Here is a 19,079-nt window from a genome sequence, read left to right as displayed (position 1 = left end):
CCAGTCTTATCTCTTGGAATTAACGGCTTGGATCCGCGACCTTCAGCGCAACATCAGAACGCTGCAAGCAGCGCCTGCTTCTGCCGCCGGAGCGAAGGGCTCGCGCACGATCAGGCCGTTGGCGTCGGCCAGCATTCTCAGCATCGAGGAATCCTGGATGCCGAATGGTGTCGCCACCAATGCGCCGGCTTCTTCCCGGACCACGGCGCGCACATAGTCTTGCCTTAGATCATTGGCCGGCATCGCGGCGCCAAGCTGAGCCTGGCGGATGTCCTGCCGGTGGGGACGGCCGCCGAGCTGCGCCAATAGCGGCTTCAGGAACAATTGCGAGCAGACCAGGCTCGCCACCGGATTGCCGGGCAGGCCGATGCACCTGATATCGCCGAGCCGCCCGAACATCAGCGGCTTGCCCGGGCGCATGGCGAGCTTCCAGAAGTCGAGCTTCATGCCTTCGCCGGTCAGCACGTCATGGACGAGATCATGGTCGCCGACCGAAGCGCCGCCCAGCGTGACGATGACGTCGGCTTTCGCAGCGACCGCCTTTTTCACCAGTGCCGCAATCGCCTCCTTGCGGTCGGCAGCGATGCCGAGATCGAGCGCGCGAGCGCCGACCGACTGCGCCACAGCAGCGACGCCATAGGCGTTGGACGAGATGATCTGGGCGGGGCCAGGTTCGCTGCCCGGTGGCAGCAATTCGTCGCCGGTGGCGATGATGGCGACCAGCGGCCGTTGCACCACGTTCAACCGGGGATGATTGGCCGACGCCGCCAGCGACAATGCAGCCGGATCGAGCACGCGGCCTTTCTCCAGCAGCACGTCGCCTTGGGCAAAATCCAGTCCAAGCCGGCGGATGTTGCGGTTCTTCGCCGTCGGTTCGGTGACCTCGATCCGGCCACCGCCGAGATCGCGAACATTTTCCTGGATGACGATCGTGTCTGCGCCTTCAGGCAGCGGCGCGCCGGTGAAGACGCGCACGGCCTCGGATTTACCCACTGTGCCGTCAAAGCCTCGCCCTGCGGGCGCCATGCCGATCACCGAAAGCCGCGCCGGGGCCGACGCCACATCCTGCGCCCGTGCGGCATAGCCGTCCATGGCAGATGCATTGAAAGGCGGCTGGGTACGCAGCGCCACGACCGGCTCCGCCAGCACCCGGCCGGCCGCATCCGCCAGCGCGACCCTTTCACCGGGCAACGCCACAGCGCCGTCGAGTAGGCGTTGAAGCGCCTCGGCGACCGGAACCAGCGCCATTTACGAACCCGCCTTGTAGTCGCCGGACTTGCCGCCGGTCTTTTCCACCAGCTGTATACCGGAAATCACCATGGCGCGGTCGACCGCCTTGGCCATGTCGTAAATGGTCAGGCACGCGACAGATGCCGCGGTCAGCGCCTCCATCTCGACCCCGGTCTTGCCGGTGACGCGGGCGAGCGCGGTGACCCTAAGGCCGGGCAGCGTGGTGTCCGGTTCGATGTCGACCGACACCTTGGTCAAAAGCAGCGGATGGCAGAGCGGAATCAGCTCATGCGTCTTCTTGGCCGCCATGATGCCGGCAATGCGCGCGGTACCCAGCACATCGCCCTTCTTGGCGTCGCCGTCGAGGATCATCTTCAGGGTTTCGGCCCGCATCGAGACAAAGCCCTCGGCGACCGCCGTGCGCGTCGTCTCCGCCTTCTCGCCGACATCGACCATGTTGGCCTCGCCCTTGGCGCCGAGATGGGTGAGGGCGGCTGCCATCCTCAGATGGCCTCTGCTTTCGCCTTGCCTGTCAAAAGCAGCCGCGTTGCCGCAGCGACATCCTCTTGCCGCATCAGGCTCTCGCCGACGAGGAAGGTGCTGATGCCGGTCTTTTGCATCCTGAAGCAATCGTCGTGGGTGAAAATTCCGCTCTCGCTGACCAGCAATCGGCCGCCCGGCACCATCGATGCCAGCCGTTCCGAGGTCTCGAGGCTGGTCTCGAATGTTCTGAGATTGCGGTTGTTGATGCCGATCAGCTGCGACGAGAGTTTTACCGCGCGCTGCGTCTCGGCCTCGTCATGCACCTCGATCAGCGCGTCCATGCCGAGTTCGAACGCGGTCGCTTCCAATTCGCTCGCCAAGGCATCATCGACGCTGGCCATGATGATCAGGATGGCATCGGCGCCCCATGCGCGAGCCTCGTAGACTTGATAAGGGTCGAACAGGAAATCCTTGCGCAGCGCGGGCAGGGACACTGCCTCCCGTGCACTGATGAGAAATTCCGGCGCGCCCTGGAAGGATGGCGCATCGGTCAGCACCGAAAGACAGGCGGCACCGCCTTTCTCATAGGCCTGCGCCAGTGCGGGCGGGTCGAAATCGGCGCGGATCAAGCCTTTGGATGGGCTTGCCTTTTTGATCTCGGCGATCAGGCCGAAGCTGCCCGATCTGCGCTTCGCCTCAAGCGCCCTCCGAAAGCCACGCGGTGCGTCGGCATCCTTGGCTCGCGCCTTGATCTCGGCCAACGGTATCCGCGCCTTCGCCGCCGCGATCTCGTCGCGCTTGTAGGCCTCGATCTTGCGCAGAATGTCAGCCACGGCTCATCCGTTCGAAATCTCGACCAGCCTGTCGAGCACGCCCAGCGCCCGGCCGCTGTCGATGGCCTGTGTGGCCGCGGCCATGCCGTCGGCAAGCGTCGTCGCCTTGCCGGCCACCACCATGCCGGCGCCGGCGTTCATCAGCACCGTATCGCGATAGGCCCCGGCAGCACCTCTCAGCATGTCGCGCAACGCCGTGGCATTGTAGGCGGCGTCGCCGCCGCGCAACTCGTCCTTGGTGTGGCGCTGCAGGCCGACGGCTTCCGGGGTGAGCGTGAAATGGCGGATCTCGCCGCCGGCCAGTTCCGCCACCTGCGTTTCGCCGGTGGTGGTGATTTCGTCATAGCCATCCCCATGGACCACCCAGGCATGCTCGGTGCCCAACGCCTTCAATGTCTCGGCCACCGGCACGATCCATTCCGGCAGGAACACGCCGACCATCTGCCTGCTGACGCCAGCCGGATTGGACAGCGGTCCGAGCAGGTTGAAGATGGTACGCGTGCCGAGCTCGACGCGGGTCGGGCCGACATGCTTCATCGCAGGGTGGTGCGCCGGCGCGAACATGAAGCCGACGCCGGCCTCCTGGATGCAGCGGCCGATCACCTCTGGCAGGATATCGATCTTGACGCCGAGCGCGACCAGCACATCGGCAGCGCCCGTCAGCGACGACAGGCCGCGATTGCCGTGCTTGGCGACCGGCACGCCGCAGCCGGCAATGACGAAGGCCGAAGCGGTCGAGATGTTGACTGAATGCGAATTGTCGCCGCCCGTGCCGACAATGTCGATGGCGCCCTCAGGAGCTTCGACGCGCAGCATCTTGGCACGCATGGTGGCGACGGCGCCGGAAATCTCGCTCACGGTCTCCCCGCGCACGCGCAACGCCATCAGGAAGCCGCCGATCTGGCCCGGCGTCGCGTCGCCAGACATGATGATGTCGAAAGCTTCGCGCGCTTCCTCGAAGGTAAGCCCGGTTCCCGTGGCGACCTTGGCGATATGGGTCTTCAGGGCGCTCATTGGGCCAAGACGTTCATTGGGCTAAGGCCATTCATTGGGCGAGGGCTTGGGAAACGGCGGCCTGGTCGACGCTGACGGCGTACTGCGTCTGCAACTGCGCCACCAGCTGGTCGAGCAGATCGTCGGACATGCCTTGCGTGAAGGATTTTTGCGCATCGTCGGGTACCGAGCTGGCGTCGGCTCCGGCCGGCTCGAACACTTCGGCGACCTTGAACAGGATCTGGCCGTCGCCGGTGGGCGAGGGGATCAGCCCGGTGCCGCCTTCGCCGACCCCGAACATCGCAGCAGCACCCTCCTTGCCGAAATCGACATCGTCGGCCTCGCGCTTCACGCCGCGCTTGGTCTGCTTTTCAAGCTTCAGTTCGCCGGCGATGACGTCGAGTGTGGTGCCAGCCTTGAGGCGCTTGTCGAGTTCGTCTGCTTTCGCGGTCAGCCGCTTGGTCGTTTCCTCTGTCGTCCAGTCCGCCACCACGCGCTGGCGGACTTCGTCCAGCGTGCGGTCGCGAGCCGGCGTGATCGATGTCAGTTCATAGAACACGAAGCCGTTGTTAGGCGTGGTCAGGGCTTGATTCTCGGTGTTGGGCTCGGCCTCGAACACCGCCTTGATGAGGTCCGGCGATGCCGGCAGGTCCTTGATGATGGTGCCGTCCGGCTTGAGGCCGGTGCGGTCTATGGCCTCGACGGTAACGTCCTTGAGCTTGAGTTTGGCGGCGGCTTCGGCCAGCGTGCTGCCGGCGGCGCGGGTGTCTTCGTAGTTGTCGTGCACGTCGAGCAGGATGCGGCTTGCTTCGCCGAGCGCCAGATCCTTTCGGATCTGGTCTGACACTTCCGCCAGCGGCTTCACCGTTTCCGGTTTGATCTCGGTGACGCGCAAAAGCACCGGACCGAACGCGCCCTGGACGACCGGGCTGACTTCGTTGACGGCAAGCGCGAATGCGGCATCGGCGACCGTCTTGTCGGTGATCTTATCCTTGGAGAGCGTGCCGAGCAGCGTGTCGGCCGGGGTCTTGCCCTGCGCGGTGACGATCTTGTCGAAAGTGGCGCCCGTCTTCAGCGAATCGGATGCCGCCTTGGCGGCGTCCGCGGAAGGGAACACCAGCTGTTCGATGGTGCGCATTTCCGGCGTGGTGTAGCGGCCCTTGTTCTTGTTGTAGTCGTCGCTGACCTGCTGGTCCGTTACGGCGCTGACATCCATGATGTCTTCGGGCTCGAGCCGGACATAGGAGAATTTGCGGTATTCTGGCGCCGCGTAGGTTTTCTTGTTGGCCTCGAAATAAGCCTGAAGCACGCTGTCGGATGGCGCCTCGATGGGCTCCACCAACGCCTTTGGCAAGATCAGATAGTCGATGGTGCGGTCTTCGCCCCGATAGAGCGCAACTGCCTTGAAGAAGGTGTCCGGAGCCTTGAGGCCGTCCGAAACCGCTTCGACGATCTGCTGGCGCACCGCCACCTGAGCCCGGTTCTTCAGATAATCCTCCGGCCGCATTCCCAGTTCGCGCAGCCGGGATTCGAACAGCCGGCGGTCGAACTGGCCATTCGGGCCTTGGAAGGCGGGTTCCTGCCGCGTCAGTTCGGCCAGCCTGTCCTTGGAGAAGCCAAGCCCGAGCTTGCGCGCCTGTTCGTCAAGGACGGCGCCGGACACCAACTGAGCCAGCACCTGGTTGTCGATGCCATAGGCCTTGGCCTGGTCGCGGCTGATGCGCTGGCCGATCTGCTGCTGCAGCATGGCGATCTGGCGATCGTAGGCGAGGCGGTACTCGGTGATCGACACGGTGGTGCTGCCGGCGGTGATCACCGCATGATGGCCAGCCAGGAAGCCGCCCGTCATCCGCGTGGTGACGCCCCAGGCAAGGAAACTCAACACCAGCAGCGACAGCAGGGCTTTCGCGACCCAGGTCCCTGCCGCGCTTCTCAATATACCAAGCATTGTTACTTCCGATTTTTGCGCAGTTTTGCGTGCGCCCGAGTCTGAAACAAGCGCAATAGCGCCCTTCCGGCTCACTGTCGATTGCTTTGTGGCCTGATTTTGATAGGGAGGGCGAGACCCCAATGTCGCCCGGAGAACCAGATCCCCATGACGCCAGGAATTCGACCGCTCGTTGCCGGCAACTGGAAAATGAACGGCACCAGCGCTTCGCTGAACGAGCTCAGGATGATCGGCAACGGCTTCATGAGCGGGCTCGACGCAGAGACCGAAGCATTGGTCTGCGTGCCGGCGACCTTACTGTCGCGCGCCGTCGAAATCCTGTCGCGCACGCCGGTGCGGGCCGGTGGCGAGGACTGCCACATCAAGGAAAGCGGCGCCTTCACCGGCTGCGTCTCAGCCGAGATGCTGAAGGATGCGGGCGCCAGCCACGTCATTGTCGGCCATTCCGAGTGCCGCGAACAGCGCAGCGAGGACGATGCCATCGTCCTCGCCAAGGCCTCGGCGGCGTGGCGGGCAGGGCTCGTCGCCATCATCTGCATCGGCGAGACCAAGGCCGAGCGCGAAGCGGGCACAGCACTCGACGTGTTATCGCGCCAGGTCGCCGGCTCGGTGCCACCGAGCGCAACGCCCGCCAACACCGTTATCGCCTACGAGCCGGTATGGGCTATCGGCACCGGCCTGACGCCGACCGCCGAAGACGTGGCGGAGGCGCACGCGCATATCCGCCAAAAACTGGCGGAAGCGCTCGGCGCGGCCGTGGCCGGCAAGATGCGCATCCTCTATGGCGGCTCGGTCAAGGCGTCCAACGCTGTCGAACTGCTAGGCGTCAAAAACGTCGATGGCGCGCTGGTTGGCGGCGCCAGCCTGAAGGCGTCCGACTTTCTCGCCATCGCCGAGGCATACCAGAATATCTCGTAGGCCCCGGAATTTCGTTGCCGACCAGTTCGGTCATAGACTTATGAACGCAGCAGTTCGGCGGAAATCGTTGCAAAGGGCGCATTGCTTCCCATATTCCGGCCACGGGCTTGGAAATGCCGTTAAAGCATTGTATGGAGCCGCCTCCAAATCACCGGCCCTGATCGCCAGGGAGCGGCAGGGCTTGCCAGGATAAAATATGGAAACCGTACTGATCGTCATCCACCTCATGGTCGTGCTCGCCCTTGTCGGCGTGGTGCTGCTGCAACGCTCCGAAGGCGGTGGTCTCGGCATTGGCGGCGGTTCCGGTTTCATGACCGCGCGTGGCGCCGCCAATGCGCTGACGCGGGCGACGGCGATCCTGGCCGCGGCCTTCTTCGTGACGTCGCTGACACTCTCGATCGTTGCCCGCTATGGCGAAAAACCGATCGACATTCTCGACCGCGTGCCGGCCGACAGCGGCAACGGCGTGCTCAATCAGTTGCCCGGCACGACGGCGCCGACGCCGCCTTCGGGCAACACCGCACCGGCCGCGCCCGCGGCCAACGGCGCCGCCACCACGCCGCCCGCCACCACGGCCCCGGCGACGGCTCCATCTCCGGCGACGCCACCTGCAACCGATTCGGCTACGCCGCCGGCTACCAATGGCGTTACCTTGCCGGTGACACCGCAGGTTCCGAACCAGTAGTCGGTAGCGTCAGATGACGCGATCTGTTGTTGTTTCAACACAGTCGCGGCAAATGGCACACGATCACGAAGATTCGACCGCACCCCGTGCTTGAGGCCCGTACGCCACTTCGATTATAGATTGCCGGCGGCACTTTCTGCGCCCTTGGGGGGCGCCGGGCGACGCCGTGGGCAACAAGCATTGAACGATCGGATCTTCGCCATGCAGCTTCGCAGCTTCATTTTCATGGGGTTTTGTGCCGTATTCGGCATGAGCTCCGCGGTCTTCGCCGGCACTCCGGCAATGACCTCACCGCAGGCGGTTGGCAAAACCGCTGTCATCAACGTCGCCGCCAAGAGCGATGCGACGCAGCTGAAGCTTCTCAAGAAGAAGAAAAACCCGAGCCCGGATGATCTGGCTCAGATCAGCAAGCTCGAAGACAAGATCGCCGCCGACAGGGATCTCGCCCGCGTCAAGGCGCTCGAGGCCCGCAAGCTGGCGATGCGCGATGCGGCGAAAGCCAGGGCCGATGCCCAGCGCCAGGCGTTCCTGGCAAGCAAGGGCAAGCCGGTCGTGGTTGCCGACGCCAAGCCAGGCAAGAAGACCACCAAGATCATCGCTCCGGTTGACCCGATCGCGCCGATCGAGCCGATCGAATCGGCTGAACCGCTTCCGGCCGAAGCGATGAATATCGCGCTGACCGGCAACAATGGCGAATTGCGCAGCGAGGCCCCGGGCCAGAAGCCGACGAGCGGCGGACTGTTCGCCGGCCTGTTCGGCGGCACGTCCTCTGCCTCGTCGATTGCCTATCTCCCCGAAACGCGCGCGCTCGACCATGCTCTCGCCAAGCGGCAAGCCAAGAAGCAGTTCAAGGTGAAGCCGGAATTCGTGCCGCAGGACGTCGAATTCAGCGGCTATGAGCCGGGTACGATCGTCATCGATACCAGCGCGCGCCGCCTCTACCTCGTCGAATCGGCTTTCACCGCCCGCCGCTATGCGATTGCGGTCGGCCGCGAAGGCCTGCAGTTCAAGGGCAAGGTTGCCGTTGGCGACAAGCAGGAATGGCCGCGCTGGATCCCGACGCTCGACATGCAGAAGCGCGAACCCAAGCATTATGGCCAGTACAAGGACGGCATGCCCGGCGGCGGCCAGAACCCGCTCGGCGCCCGCGCCATCTATCTCTACGACGGCAAGAAGGACACGCATCTGCGCATCCACGGCACCATCGCGCCGCAGTCGATCGGAACCAGCGCTTCCAATGGCTGCTTCCGCATGATCAACGAGCACGTCATGGACCTCTACAGCCGCGTCAGGGTCGGCACCAAGGTCGTCATCATCTGACGCTTTCACAAACCTGCCGAAAGGGCCGGCTTTTGCCGGCCCTTTTGTTTTGACCAAAACACCAGTCTCGAACCTCGGGACTATCGCGCCTTCTCTGGAAAAAGCCTCAGCGGCGGTTTTTTCTCTGGCGGAATCAATTCGGCCGCGTTAAGCGATGACTCCCATGGCGCGATATGTATTCATCACAGGCGGCGTGGTTTCCTCACTTGGAAAAGGCATCGCTGCAGCGGCCCTTGGGGCTCTCTTGCAGGCGCGAGGCTATCGCGCACGCATCAAAAAGCTCGATCCCTATCTCAATGTCGATCCCGGAACGATGTCGCCTTACCAGCATGGCGAGGTTTTCGTCACCGATGACGGCGCCGAGACCGATCTCGATCTTGGCCATTACGAGCGCTTCACCGGCCGCTCGGCCAACCAGCAAGACAACATCACCACCGGCCGCATCTACAAGAACATCATCGAGCGCGAACGGCGCGGCGACTATCTCGGCGCCACCGTGCAGGTCATTCCGCATGTCACCGATGAGATCAAGAATTTCGTGCTCGACGGCAATGACGACTATGATTTCGTGCTGTGCGAGATCGGCGGTACGGTTGGCGATATCGAGGCGATGCCGTTTCTCGAGGCTATCCGCCAGCTCGGCAACGATCTGCCGCGCAACAACGCCGTCTATGTCCACCTGACCTTGATGCCTTACATCCCCACGGCCGGCGAGTTGAAGACCAAGCCGACCCAGCATTCGGTCAAGGAACTGCGCGGCATCGGCATCGCGCCCGATATCCTGCTGGTCCGCGCCGACCGCGCCATCCCCAAGGAAGAGCGCAGAAAACTGTCGCTGTTCTGCAATGTGCGCGAGAGCGCCGTCATCCAGGCGCTCGACGTGCCCCACATCTATGACGTGCCGATGGCTTACCACAAGGAAGGGCTCGATTCGGAAGTGCTGGCCGCCTTCGGTATCGATCCGGCGCCGAAGCCGCGCATGGAGCCCTGGCAGGCCGTGTCCAACCGCATCCACAATCCGGAAGGCGAGGTAACGATCGCCATTGTCGGCAAATACACCGGCCTCAAGGATGCCTACAAATCGCTGATCGAGGCTTTGTCGCATGGCGGCATGGCCAACCGCGTCAAGGTCAAGCTCGACTGGATCGAGAGCGAGATTTTCGAGAAGGAAGACCCGACGCCGTGGCTGGAAAAGGTGCATGGCATCCTGGTGCCCGGCGGCTTCGGCGAGCGCGGCTCGGAAGGCAAGATCCTGGCGGCGAAATTCGCCCGCGAGCGCAAGGTGCCGTATTTCGGCATCTGCTTCGGCATGCAGATGGCCTGCATCGAGGCAGCGCGCTCGCTGGCCGGCGTCGAACACGCCTCGTCGACCGAATTCGGTCCGACCGACGAGCCGGTCGTCGGCCTGATGACCGAATGGCTGAAAGGCAACATGCTGGAGAAGCGCCGCGAAACGGGCGATCTCGGCGGCACCATGCGGCTTGGCGCCTATCAGGCTGAACTCGCCAAGGGTTCGAAGATCGCCGACATCTATGGCGACACCCAGATTTCCGAGCGCCATCGCCACCGCTACGAGGTCAATATCGACTACAAGGAGCGGCTGGAAGATTGCGGCCTGGTGTTTGCCGGCATGTCGCCCGACGGTGTGCTGCCGGAAACCGTCGAATATCCCGACCATCCCTGGTTTATCGGCGTCCAGTATCACCCGGAGCTGAAGAGCCGGCCGCTGGAGCCGCATCCCCTGTTCGCCAGCTTCATCTCGGCCGCGGTGGACCAGTCGCGACTGGTCTAGGGCCACGGTGAGGTTTCGCAGCTGATGCAGACCTATGTTGCGCTGCTCTACAGCATTATCCTCGGCGAAGGCCGCCGGGTCGTCATGGCCGACCTCAAGGCGATGGCTGAACAGCTTGGGCTGAAGAACCCGCGCACCCTGGTGGCGACCGGCAATCTGGTCTTCGAGACACGGGCGACCGGCATCGCCAAGCTGGAACAGCGGCTGGAAACGGCCTTCGAAAAAACCTTCGGCCGCAACGTCGTCATCATCGTGCGCACTGCCGAGGATTGGCTGAAACTTGCCGCCGGCAACCCATTCCCGGCCGACTCTGCCGAGGCAGGCGATCAGGTGGCTGTGCGGGTGATGCGCAAGCCAGCGCCAGCGGATGGTGTGGCCGCGCTCCAGACCTATGCCGCCGAGGACGAGAAGGTGGCTTCGGTCGATGGCGACATCTGGGTCGTCTTTTCGCGCGAGCGGCCAAGCTCGCGGCTGCTCGCTGCCATGAACCACAAGCGCATGGGCATCGGCACCGCACGCAACTGGAACACGGTGCGGAGATTGGCTGAGATGGTGGAGTAGGGAGTAGGGAGTAGGGAGTAGGGATTATACTATTCCCACTGACTACTGACTACTGACTACTCCCTATCTCTCATTTCACGCCTTTGCCGTCCTGGCCCCTGCGCCAAGGGCGGCGGTGCGAAGGACGTAGTAGATGACCCCTGCAATGCCGACACCGAAGAACCAGCCATAAACGCCCCACCATGCCGGCAGCAAGTTGGTGAAGTTCGGCAGGACCGAGGAGAAGATGGCGCCGATGCCGGCGGCTATGAAGGCGTTGACGTGCCAGCCGCCCTGGAAGCGGAACTCGCCATGTTCGCGGTACAGTGCCTCGACGTCGACCTCGCCCTTCCGGATCAGATAGTAGTCGACCATCATCACCCCGAAGATCGGCCCCATCGTCGCGCCGATGACGTTGACGAAAGACGCGGCACTGCCTTCCCACGGCGCGAAGGGATAAAGCACCAGCGCGATCACGGCCGCGATATAGCCGCCCTTCTTGAAGTCGATCTGCCGGGGAAAGACATTGGAGAAGTCGAAGGCCGGCGAGACGAAGTTTGCCACCACATTGATGCCGAGCGTCGCCACGGCAAAAGTCAGGGCTGCAAGCGCTGCCAGGAACCAGCTGTCGAATTTCGCCGAGATCTGGTCGGGATGCAGAAGCACTTCGCCATACACGTCGAAGGCAGCGATGGTGGTCACGCCGGCGACCAGCGAGAACAGGATGAGATTGATCGGCAGGCCCCAGATGTTGCCCTTGCGCAGCGATGCCTTGTCTGGGGCATAGCGGGCGAAATCGCAGAAATTGAGATAGAGCGCCGAGAAATAGGTGACCCAGATCGCCGCCACCGCAAACAGCGACGTCCAGGAGCCAGGGGTTCCGGGTACGCCGGCATCCTTTGTCTTGTCGAGCAGCACATCCATCGGGATGTCGCTGGTGAAGGCAAATCTCCCGGATTTTACACAGAGATAGATCGCCAGGATCAACATCATCACCCACACCGCCGGTCCGGCCCAATCCTGGAAGCGGCGCACCGTTTCCATGCCGTTCTGGATGATCAGCAATTGCAGTGCCCAGATGACCACAAAACAGATCACTTCCAGACCCGTGTGGCCGAGGAAATGCGTGTTGGCGTTGAAATCGGCGAACCATTGCGAGCGGATCAGCAACGCCACGATCGCGCCCGATGCCGCCGCCGTCTGCGCGCCGTACCAGAAGCAGGCGACGATGGCGCGCACCAGGGCCGGAATGTTGGCGCCCCAGATGCCGAAGGAGGCGCGCGCCAGCACGGGGTAGGGCACGCCGGTCTTCACGCCGGCATAGCCGACCATGTTCATCAGCGCGTAGATGATCAGCGAACCGATGCCGATGGCGATGATGAAATTGACGAAGCCGCCGCAAAACAGGAACAGGCTTGCGGCGAGATAATAGCCCCAGAGGCTGTGGACGTCCGACGTCCAGACGTTGAAGATCGAGAACGGCCCCCAGTTTCGGACTTTGGCCGGAGCCAAATCCTCATTGTATAGATCGGGTGATGCGCCTTGTATGGTCATTGCGATGTCCTCCCCTTGATGCCTCACGCGTCGACTGCGCAGGTTATGCCTGACGCAGGGGAACCGGCAAGCAATCCATTTGCCGGCTTTGGCCTTAAAGATATTCAATGAGAACAGCGCTTATCGATCGGCTTTTGGCGAAGGTCGGCGCAATCGCGGCGATCTTGATTCGACCCGCAGACGGCAGCGATCAGGACGCTTTGCGGTTGAGGGCCGGTGATGCGTCGAAATTGGCGGCAAGCCAAGCTATCGCGCAGGTGACATCATCGAGCCTGTATTGGGCCACGGTCGGCCCACGCGGCTTGACCCGGATCGAGATGCCGCCGGCCTCGTTGATCGCCTCGAAACCGTTTTCGTCGGCGGTGTCGTCGCCGAGAAAGACCGGCCGCCGTCCGGCAAAGGGCGGGATTGCCATGAAACGCCGCACGGCAGCGCCCTTGGCTGCTTCGAGCGGCATGAGTTCGACGCCGGCGTTGCCCGGGATAACCCGATAGCCCTTGGGAAGCTCGGTCAATGCCTGTTCGACAAGGTGCGTTGCCCTGGCCAGCAGATGCGGCGCCGCACGCGTATGGATGGCGAGGATCGGACCCTTGCGCTCGATATGAACAAGGCCGTCATCCAGTTCGGCCTCGATGGCGTCGGCAAGGGCAGCGATATCGGCGGGAGCATCGGCGGTAACGACCGGGCCGTCCGGCGTCAGCCGGTGTTCCAGCCCATAGAGACCGGCAACACGCAGCTTCAACGGATGAAACAGGCGGTCGGCGCCTTCGACCGAGCGGCCGGTGATAAAGGCGACAGCGCCGTCCAGCCGTTCATCGACGACGCCGAGGAGGTTGCGCAGTTCGTCGCTTACGGACACGGCGTCGGGATGCGCGGCGTGCTCCAGCAACGTGCCGTCGATGTCGAGGAAAAGCGCCCATTGTCCTTCCGGCAGGTCGGGTGCGGTTGGCAGGCCCGGTGCTTTCGGCAGACTATTCATGACGCCACCTTCCGCATGCGGTCCAACAGTGAGACGATGTTGCTGCCGGTGTTTGCGGGCCGCTCGGCGACACTTGTCGCTCTTTCGAGGTCGCCGCGTTTGCGCAGGCGCGCGGCATCGAGAAGCATGCTGCCGGCCCAGCGAAAGACATTGTTGTCGCGCACTATTTCGCGCATCGGGCGCATGCGCTCGCGTTGTTCGTCCGGTGACATGGTCAGCGCCTGCAGCAACACCTGGCTCATCATCGCCGCGTCGTAAGGATTGACGATCAGTGCTTCCAGCAGTTCGCGCGACGCGCCGGCAAACGTGCTGAGCAACAGCACGCCCTGTTCGTCGTCACGCGCGGCGACGAATTCCTTGGCTACGAGGTTCATGCCGTCATGCAGGCTGGTGACCATGCAGATGTCGGCGGCGCGATAGATCTCATAGACCTGTTGCTGCGAACGGTGCTCAGCCACCATGACCACGGGCTTGTAGCCGTCATGACCGTAGCGCTGGTTGATCTCGTTGGCATAACGCAGGCATTCATCGTGCAATTGCTGGTAGGCCGGCAGCGTGCCGCGGCTTGGGGCAGCAATCTGCAGGAACACTACCTTGCCGATCCACTCGGGGTGGCGCGTAAACAATTCGTCCAGCGCATGGAAGCGGTCGAGGATGCCCTTGGTGTAGTCCAGGCGCTCGACACCGACGCACAGCCTAACGTCCGCCGACAGGCCGAACCGCTCACGCAGGCGGGCGCGGCTTTCCTCGACCGGTGGCAGTTTGGCCAGGAGTTCGGCCGGCCATTCGATGGAGATGGGATAGGCGTGCACCAGTGTCGTCCGCCCGCCATACGAGATCGCGGCGTCGGCGCGCTCGATCCGGCTTTCCAGGAACCTGTCTACGCTTTCAGTGAAATTATTGGCATGAAACTGGGTGTGAAAGCCGATGATCGAGCTCCCGAGCAGTCCATCAAGAACGCGTTCGCGCCATGGACAGATGCTGAACACTTCGGAGTTCGGCCACGGGATGTGCCAGAAGGTGATGATGATCGCCTCCGGCAGGCGCTCGCGGATCATGCGCGGCAGGAGCGCGAAATGGTAATCCTGAACCAGCACGATCGGCCGCTCATTGCGCGCCTCGGCAACCACCATATCGGCGAATTTGCGGTTGACGACCTCATAGGCCTCCCAGTCCGAGGCACGGAAGACCGGCCGGGTGAAGGCGATATGGCAGAGCGGCCAAAGCCCTTCATTGGCAAAGCCGAGATAGTAGCCCTGATATTCGTCGTCGCTCAGCCACACGCGGCGCAGCGTATAGGACGGATTGTCCGGCGGCACCTGAACCCGATCGTTGCTATCGACCGTCAGACGATCCGCCGTTCCGCCGCCATAGGCGATCCAGGTGCCGCTGCAGGCGCGGGTGATAGGCTCAAGCGCCGACACCAGGCCGCTGGCCGGCACCAGAAGCTCGACGCCGTCGTCCTTGATGTTGTGGATATAGGGTTCTCGGTTCGAGACGACGATGACCTGCGCGTCCGGCAGGTCGTCGGCAAGTATCTTGCGCAAGGTGTCGGGCGACCAGTTCACCAGCGCCGCGTCGGGAGATTGTCCATTCTTCTCGAACTCCCGCAAAACCTTGCGCGTCGCTTCCGATGCGACGTCCTCGCCGGCAGTCGGTGCAACCGTCAAGCTATGGCTACGACGTTGCCTGGAGATCGATAACAGAACGGCTAGAATCGAAAGGCCAAGGCTTGCAAGGATCAAGACCCAGAGCAGGGCCATGCCATAATCGGTCATTCCAATTCCAACTCAATTTTGGCCGTCAGGGCCTTTTTCTTCATGGTTCCATTTGAGTGTTCGCAGCCGACGATCGCCCGTGAGAACCTGTGTTTTTTGCAACGCACAAACCTTGGGATCGGTTCCCGTTGAAAGCCGTTCCGATCATGTCCGCACGATCAGCGGAACCAGCCCCTCATGGCGGTCGGCGAGAAAGGCGACGACGCGGTCGCCGACGCGCTGAAAGGTAAGATCGACCCTCTTTTCGCCGACACCCAGATGCCTGAGCGTCAGCGTATCGATGCCGATCGGCAAACGGGGTCGGGTCACATGGATTTCGCCGTTCCAGCCGTCGATTTCCAGACCGAGGCACGCCTGCATCAGCATGAAGGCCGAGCCTGCCGACCACGCTTGCGGCAGGCAGGCGACGGGGTAGGCGATCGGCGCTTCGCCCGGCGAGCGGGTGAAACCGCAGAACAGTTCCGGCAGTCGCATGTTGAAATGCACTGCCGATTCGAACGTACCGCTCATCAGCCGCACCACGCTGTCACGCTCGCCGAACCGCGCCAGGCCGGCGCCGCACATCGCCGTGTCATGCGGCCAGATGGAACCATTGTGGTACGACATCGGGTTGAACAGCACAGCATCGTCGGAAAGCGTTCGCACCCCCCAGCCGGAGTGGAAGGAAGCCGAAAGCAACTGGTCGGCGACCATCTTAGCCCGCGCCGGTTCGGGCAGGCCGACATAGAGCAGGTGTCCGGCATTCGACGTGCGCACCTTGCACGGCTCTCCGGCGCCGTCGATCGCCAGCGCATAGAAGCCGAGATCGTCCAGCCAGAAATCACGCTCGACGGCGATCCGCATCTCTTCGGCGCGATTTTCCCAGTGCTCGGCCTGCGCGAACTCGCCCCGGCGGCGGGCAAGAGCGGCAAGGCCCCTGAAGGCTGCGAAGACATAACCCTGCACTTCGACCAGCGCGATCGGCCCCTTGGGAATGCGCCCGTCGGCGTGGAAGACGGAGTCGAAGCTGTCCTTCCAGCCTTGGTTCGCAAGGCCGGATTCGGCGGCGCGCTGATAGGTGACGAAGCCGGTTGCGCGGCTCGCCTCTTCCGTCCACTTGGCGGCGGCGCAGAGAGATGGCCACAGGCTGGCGATGAAGTCCATGTCGCCGGTGCGCTCGGCATAGGCGCAAGCGAGGTGGATGTAGAGCGGCGTGGTATCGACGCCGCCATAGTAACGGCCGAAAGGCAGCTCCTGCAGCGCCACCATCTCGCCCTTGCGCGTCTCGTGCATGATCTTGCCGGGCTGCGAGTCGCTGAAAGGCGATGTTTCGGTCGCCTGGTGCTGGGCGAGGAAGGCAAGCACGCCGCGCGCCAGGCCGGGGTTGAGCCATAGCATCTGCAGCGCCGAGATGACGCCGTCACGGCCGAAGGCCGTCGAAAACCAGGGGATGCCGGCATAGGGGTAAGGGCCGGTCGACAGCTCGGTGGTCAGCAAGGCGACATCGGCGCGAGCGCGTTCGACCCAATCGTTGAAGACGCGGCCCGAACTGTGCACCGTCGCTCCATGGCGGCGCTTGGCCCGCATGCCGAAACGGGCGCGCGCCGCGGCCGCCCGGAAGCGGTCGCGGTCGGGCGTTTCGGTCAGTTCCGCGCCGACCTCGACGTAAAGCATCTTGCTGCTGCGCTTGGTCACTGCGATGAGGAAATCCGCGCGCTCGGCGCTCAGCTGGTCCGGCGGCTGCGAGAACGTGATCGCAGACACCCGCGCCAGCCCGTCCAGTCCGTCATAGCGCAGCAGCACCGAGGCAGGCTCGATCTCCGCTGCATGCGCCATTCCGCGCTTCGGCCGGGTCGAACCGCGCACCTCGAACATGTCGCGGAAATCGGCGGCAAAATGCAGCGAGACGCGGATTGCCGAATGCTCCTGGCTGTAGTTGGAAAGGGTGATGCGCTCGAACAGCCGGTCCTGCCACAACAGCCTGACGCGCTCGATATGGATGGCGCCCTGGGGGATGTCGCGGCCACCGACGCTTTGCATCGGCAAATTGGTCATATTGCTGGTGAACAGCACATTGTCCTGGCTGAGCGAGGCGCCGAGCAGAGATGTCTGCCGGCCGCCGACGGTGAGCCTGAACTCCGACAGCACCCGGGTGTCGTCACGGAAGAAACCGTCGCCCGCACCCCTGATATCGCCGTAGGCATCGGCCACGGCAAAACAGTCGCCTTGCTTCAGGGCAAACAGCCGGTGCGGCTCGCGCGGCGCGGTTTCGTCCAGGGAGGCAAGGGCCACGGCAGGGTCGAGCTTGCGCTCGTCAAGTTCGGTCATCAGTCACAAATCTCTGTTTCGGGCTCGGAACGTCCGCCGTCGTTCACGACGCTTTCGATTCAGCCGGGGCGCCGATGAGACGCGCATAGGCAGTGAGATAGTCGCGCGCCATCCTGTTGGCGGAGAACCGACTTTCGAAGACGGCGCGCACCTTTCGCCGGTCGAGTTGCAGCAAGGCCGGCACCGCGGCGACCGCGGCGTCGAGAGAATCGACGACAAATCCGGTAACGCCATGGTCGATGACTTCCGGCAACGCACCGCAGTTCCAGCCGATGGTTGGCGTACCGCACGCCATCGCCTCGATCGCGGCAAGGCCGAACGGCTCGGGCCAGTCTATCGGAAACAGCAGACCAGCGGCATTGCCGAGGAATTCAGTCTTCTCACTCTCGGCGATCTCGCCGACATAGTCGATGCGGTCGCCATCGATCAACGGCTCGATCGTCTCATGGAAATAGGCGCGATCATCGTCGCCGATCTTGGCCGCCAGCTTGAGCTTCATGCCCGAGCGCAAGGCGATGTCGATGGCCCGGTCCGGCCGCTTGTCGCGCGAAAGCCGGCCGAGAAAGGCAAGGTATGGTTCGCCCGCCGCCGTCTCGAAGGTCGGCTGATAGAGACCCGTCGGCAGCCCGTGATGGATGGTGGCCAGCCAATTGGCATTCGCAAGCCCGGTCTTCTGGCTATGCGAGATCGAGATCAGCGGAAAGCGCGGAAAACGCTCATAGGCTGGCGCCAGATCGACATAATCGAGCCGGCCATGAGGCGTCGTCACCGTCTTGTCCGGCATGGTCTCGAAGAACGAGAAATGCAGGAAATGGCTGAGATGAAAATGAATGATATCAAAGTCGTGGGCTCGGTTCCTCACATCGGCAAGCATCGCAAGATGCGCCGCCGTGTCCGATTTCAGCGGGCGCGGATCGAGGCGTAGCGCGCGTTCGCGACCTGGTATCAGTCTGGCCGACGTCCGGCTGTCGCCGCTGGCGAACAGCGTCACCTCATGGCCGAGTTCGACCAGCCCTTCGGTCAGATAGGAAACGATGCGCTCGGTGCCGCCATAGAGAAGGGGTGGCACCGATTCGTGCAAAGGGGCGACATGGGCTATGCGCATGGTTTGAACGTGTCCCTCAAGGCAATCACGAGAGCGAAATGCATCAGCCGGCCTAACGTTCCGGACAAAAGCGGGCGTCGGCAACCCAAGCCCACCAGCGCAGATTTTTTTGCAATAAGCGGAACAAACGCGCCATCCGCGAATTTAGTAGGGTTGGTTCGCGCTGCGGCCGACCAGGGAGAGAACAAAATGGACCGCTTGCATTTCTTTACGCCCGTGCGCATTGCGCGCGGGCAGGGACACCCCGTCGAGGAAGTCGATAGCGTTGCCGAAGCGATGGTCTTTTTGCAGAAATGGCCATTGGGACGGCGTGGGCCTGTGTATCAGTGCGCCGTGAATTGCTGCTCCGCGGCCCTGTCGGGCAGAATGTCGGCCGAAGCAGCCAGGAAGGCGTTTACGGGCTTTGCCCGCATCACCCGGCTGCTCGATGATGACATGGCCCTGCCGATGGGCGGCGAAAGCATGGCGGAAGTCCACGCGCTGAGGCGCTAGGCGCCGGTCCAGCCATTTGGCTATTGAACACCCGGGCTTTGGCGGCGCGGGCATCATCTTTTTCGCACCGGAGTATTCCGGCGCGGCCCTTCACCTCATGGGCCACACTGTGCTTTCATGCG

At 63.2% G+C, this 19,079-nt stretch carries 16 protein-coding genes; 6 read left to right on the top strand and 10 right to left on the bottom strand.

The window, feature by feature from the left end:
- Positions 1-42 precede the first annotated feature (42 nt).
- The 5 genes from glp to X756_RS150435 are packed head-to-tail and all read right to left on the bottom strand — an operon-like array spanning position 43 to position 5,487.
- Complete coding sequence (glp, locus tag X756_RS150415) at positions 43-1,248, bottom strand: gephyrin-like molybdotransferase Glp (RefSeq protein ID WP_023730111.1); 1,206 nt, start codon at positions 1,246-1,248, stop codon at positions 43-45.
- Positions 1,249-1,731 carry a cyclic pyranopterin monophosphate synthase MoaC gene (moaC, locus tag X756_RS150420; RefSeq protein ID WP_023671048.1) on the bottom strand — a complete coding sequence of 161 codons (483 nt, stop codon included), beginning with the start codon at positions 1,729-1,731 and terminating at the stop codon, positions 1,249-1,251.
- Positions 1,732-1,733: 2 nt separating this feature from the next.
- Positions 1,734-2,546, bottom strand: a complete 813-nt coding sequence (trpC, locus tag X756_RS150425) for an indole-3-glycerol phosphate synthase TrpC (protein ID WP_023696566.1) — start codon at positions 2,544-2,546, stop codon at positions 1,734-1,736.
- Between the two features lie 3 nt (positions 2,547-2,549).
- Positions 2,550-3,560 carry an anthranilate phosphoribosyltransferase gene (trpD, locus tag X756_RS150430; protein ID WP_023684712.1) on the bottom strand — a complete coding sequence of 337 codons (1,011 nt, stop codon included), beginning with the start codon at positions 3,558-3,560 and terminating at the stop codon, positions 2,550-2,552.
- A gap of 31 nt (positions 3,561-3,591) precedes the next feature.
- The gene (locus X756_RS150435; RefSeq protein ID WP_023730110.1) at positions 3,592-5,487 is read right to left on the bottom strand and encodes a peptidyl-prolyl cis-trans isomerase; all 1,896 of its coding nucleotides are present in this window, start codon (positions 5,485-5,487) and stop codon (positions 3,592-3,594) included.
- A 147-nt stretch (positions 5,488-5,634) separates the two neighbouring features.
- On the opposite strand from X756_RS150435, the gene tpiA reads away from it, so the two are divergent.
- From tpiA to X756_RS0134520, 5 genes are all read left to right on the top strand, one after another.
- Entirely contained in the window at positions 5,635-6,405 is a 771-nt protein-coding gene (gene tpiA / locus X756_RS150440) for a triose-phosphate isomerase (protein WP_023688559.1), read from the top strand.
- A gap of 196 nt (positions 6,406-6,601) precedes the next feature.
- Positions 6,602-7,090, top strand: coding sequence for a preprotein translocase subunit SecG (gene secG, locus X756_RS150445; protein WP_023693455.1), 489 nt, complete (start codon positions 6,602-6,604; stop codon positions 7,088-7,090).
- A 201-nt stretch (positions 7,091-7,291) separates the two neighbouring features.
- Entirely contained in the window at positions 7,292-8,410 is a 1,119-nt protein-coding gene (locus tag X756_RS150450; protein ID WP_023730109.1) for a L,D-transpeptidase, read from the top strand.
- Positions 8,411-8,564: 154 nt separating this feature from the next.
- Positions 8,565-10,202, top strand: coding sequence for a CTP synthase (locus tag X756_RS150455; protein WP_081725397.1), 1,638 nt, complete (start codon positions 8,565-8,567; stop codon positions 10,200-10,202).
- A 24-nt stretch (positions 10,203-10,226) separates the two neighbouring features.
- Positions 10,227-10,763, top strand: coding sequence for a DUF1697 domain-containing protein (locus X756_RS0134520; protein ID WP_023822677.1), 537 nt, complete (start codon positions 10,227-10,229; stop codon positions 10,761-10,763).
- Between the two features lie 75 nt (positions 10,764-10,838).
- On the opposite strand, the gene X756_RS150460 is transcribed toward X756_RS0134520, so the two are convergent.
- From X756_RS150460 to X756_RS150480, 5 genes are all read right to left on the bottom strand, one after another.
- A complete protein-coding gene (locus tag X756_RS150460) occupies positions 10,839-12,296 on the bottom strand; it encodes an NCS1 family nucleobase:cation symporter-1 (RefSeq protein WP_023710457.1) in 1,458 nt (485 codons plus the stop codon).
- Positions 12,297-12,486: 190 nt separating this feature from the next.
- Positions 12,487-13,275, bottom strand: coding sequence for a trehalose-phosphatase (otsB, locus tag X756_RS150465; protein WP_031238681.1), 789 nt, complete (start codon positions 13,273-13,275; stop codon positions 12,487-12,489).
- Positions 13,272-15,053 carry a trehalose-6-phosphate synthase gene (locus tag X756_RS150470; protein WP_023730107.1) on the bottom strand — a complete coding sequence of 594 codons (1,782 nt, stop codon included), beginning with the start codon at positions 15,051-15,053 and terminating at the stop codon, positions 13,272-13,274. The genes otsB and X756_RS150470 overlap by 4 nt, the downstream gene beginning before the upstream one ends.
- A gap of 144 nt (positions 15,054-15,197) precedes the next feature.
- A complete protein-coding gene (locus X756_RS150475; RefSeq protein WP_023693460.1) occupies positions 15,198-17,360 on the bottom strand; it encodes an amylo-alpha-1,6-glucosidase in 2,163 nt (720 codons plus the stop codon).
- 43 nt (positions 17,361-17,403) lie between these two features.
- A complete protein-coding gene (locus X756_RS150480; protein ID WP_023672687.1) occupies positions 17,404-18,465 on the bottom strand; it encodes a glycosyltransferase family 4 protein in 1,062 nt (353 codons plus the stop codon).
- 189 nt (positions 18,466-18,654) lie between these two features.
- Between X756_RS150480 and X756_RS150485 the strand changes: the two genes are divergently transcribed.
- On the top strand, positions 18,655-18,957 hold the full coding sequence (locus tag X756_RS150485) for a DUF982 domain-containing protein (protein ID WP_023688551.1): 303 nt from the start codon (positions 18,655-18,657) through the stop codon (positions 18,955-18,957).
- Positions 18,958-19,079 lie beyond the last annotated feature (122 nt).

Source organism: Mesorhizobium sp. LNJC405B00 (assembly GCF_000502615.1).
In the GTDB taxonomy this organism is placed as follows: domain Bacteria; phylum Pseudomonadota; class Alphaproteobacteria; order Rhizobiales; family Rhizobiaceae; genus Mesorhizobium.
This window is presented reverse-complemented; position numbering and strand designations above follow the sequence as displayed.

Excerpts from the sequence above, each read along its gene's own strand:
- X756_RS150485 (WP_023688551.1), top strand. The coding sequence starts at position 18,655 with ATGGACCGCTTGCATTTCTTTACGCCCGTGCGCATTGCGCGCGGGCAG.
- trpD (WP_023684712.1), bottom strand. The coding sequence starts at position 3,560 with ATGAGCGCCCTGAAGACCCATATCGCCAAGGTCGCCACGGGAACCGGG.
- X756_RS150460 (WP_023710457.1), bottom strand. The coding sequence starts at position 12,296 with ATGACCATACAAGGCGCATCACCCGATCTATACAATGAGGATTTGGCT.
- tpiA (WP_023688559.1), top strand. The coding sequence starts at position 5,635 with ATGACGCCAGGAATTCGACCGCTCGTTGCCGGCAACTGGAAAATGAAC.
- secG (WP_023693455.1), top strand. The coding sequence starts at position 6,602 with ATGGAAACCGTACTGATCGTCATCCACCTCATGGTCGTGCTCGCCCTT.
- X756_RS150480 (WP_023672687.1), bottom strand. The coding sequence starts at position 18,465 with ATGCGCATAGCCCATGTCGCCCCTTTGCACGAATCGGTGCCACCCCTT.
- X756_RS0134520 (WP_023822677.1), top strand. The coding sequence starts at position 10,227 with ATGCAGACCTATGTTGCGCTGCTCTACAGCATTATCCTCGGCGAAGGC.
- X756_RS150475 (WP_023693460.1), bottom strand. The coding sequence starts at position 17,360 with ATGACCGAACTTGACGAGCGCAAGCTCGACCCTGCCGTGGCCCTTGCC.
- otsB (WP_031238681.1), bottom strand. The coding sequence starts at position 13,275 with ATGAATAGTCTGCCGAAAGCACCGGGCCTGCCAACCGCACCCGACCTG.
- X756_RS150470 (WP_023730107.1), bottom strand. The coding sequence starts at position 15,053 with ATGACCGATTATGGCATGGCCCTGCTCTGGGTCTTGATCCTTGCAAGC.
- X756_RS150455 (WP_081725397.1), top strand. The coding sequence starts at position 8,565 with ATGACTCCCATGGCGCGATATGTATTCATCACAGGCGGCGTGGTTTCC.
- moaC (WP_023671048.1), bottom strand. The coding sequence starts at position 1,731 with ATGGCAGCCGCCCTCACCCATCTCGGCGCCAAGGGCGAGGCCAACATG.
- X756_RS150435 (WP_023730110.1), bottom strand. The coding sequence starts at position 5,487 with ATGCTTGGTATATTGAGAAGCGCGGCAGGGACCTGGGTCGCGAAAGCC.
- glp (WP_023730111.1), bottom strand. The coding sequence starts at position 1,248 with ATGGCGCTGGTTCCGGTCGCCGAGGCGCTTCAACGCCTACTCGACGGC.
- X756_RS150450 (WP_023730109.1), top strand. The coding sequence starts at position 7,292 with ATGCAGCTTCGCAGCTTCATTTTCATGGGGTTTTGTGCCGTATTCGGC.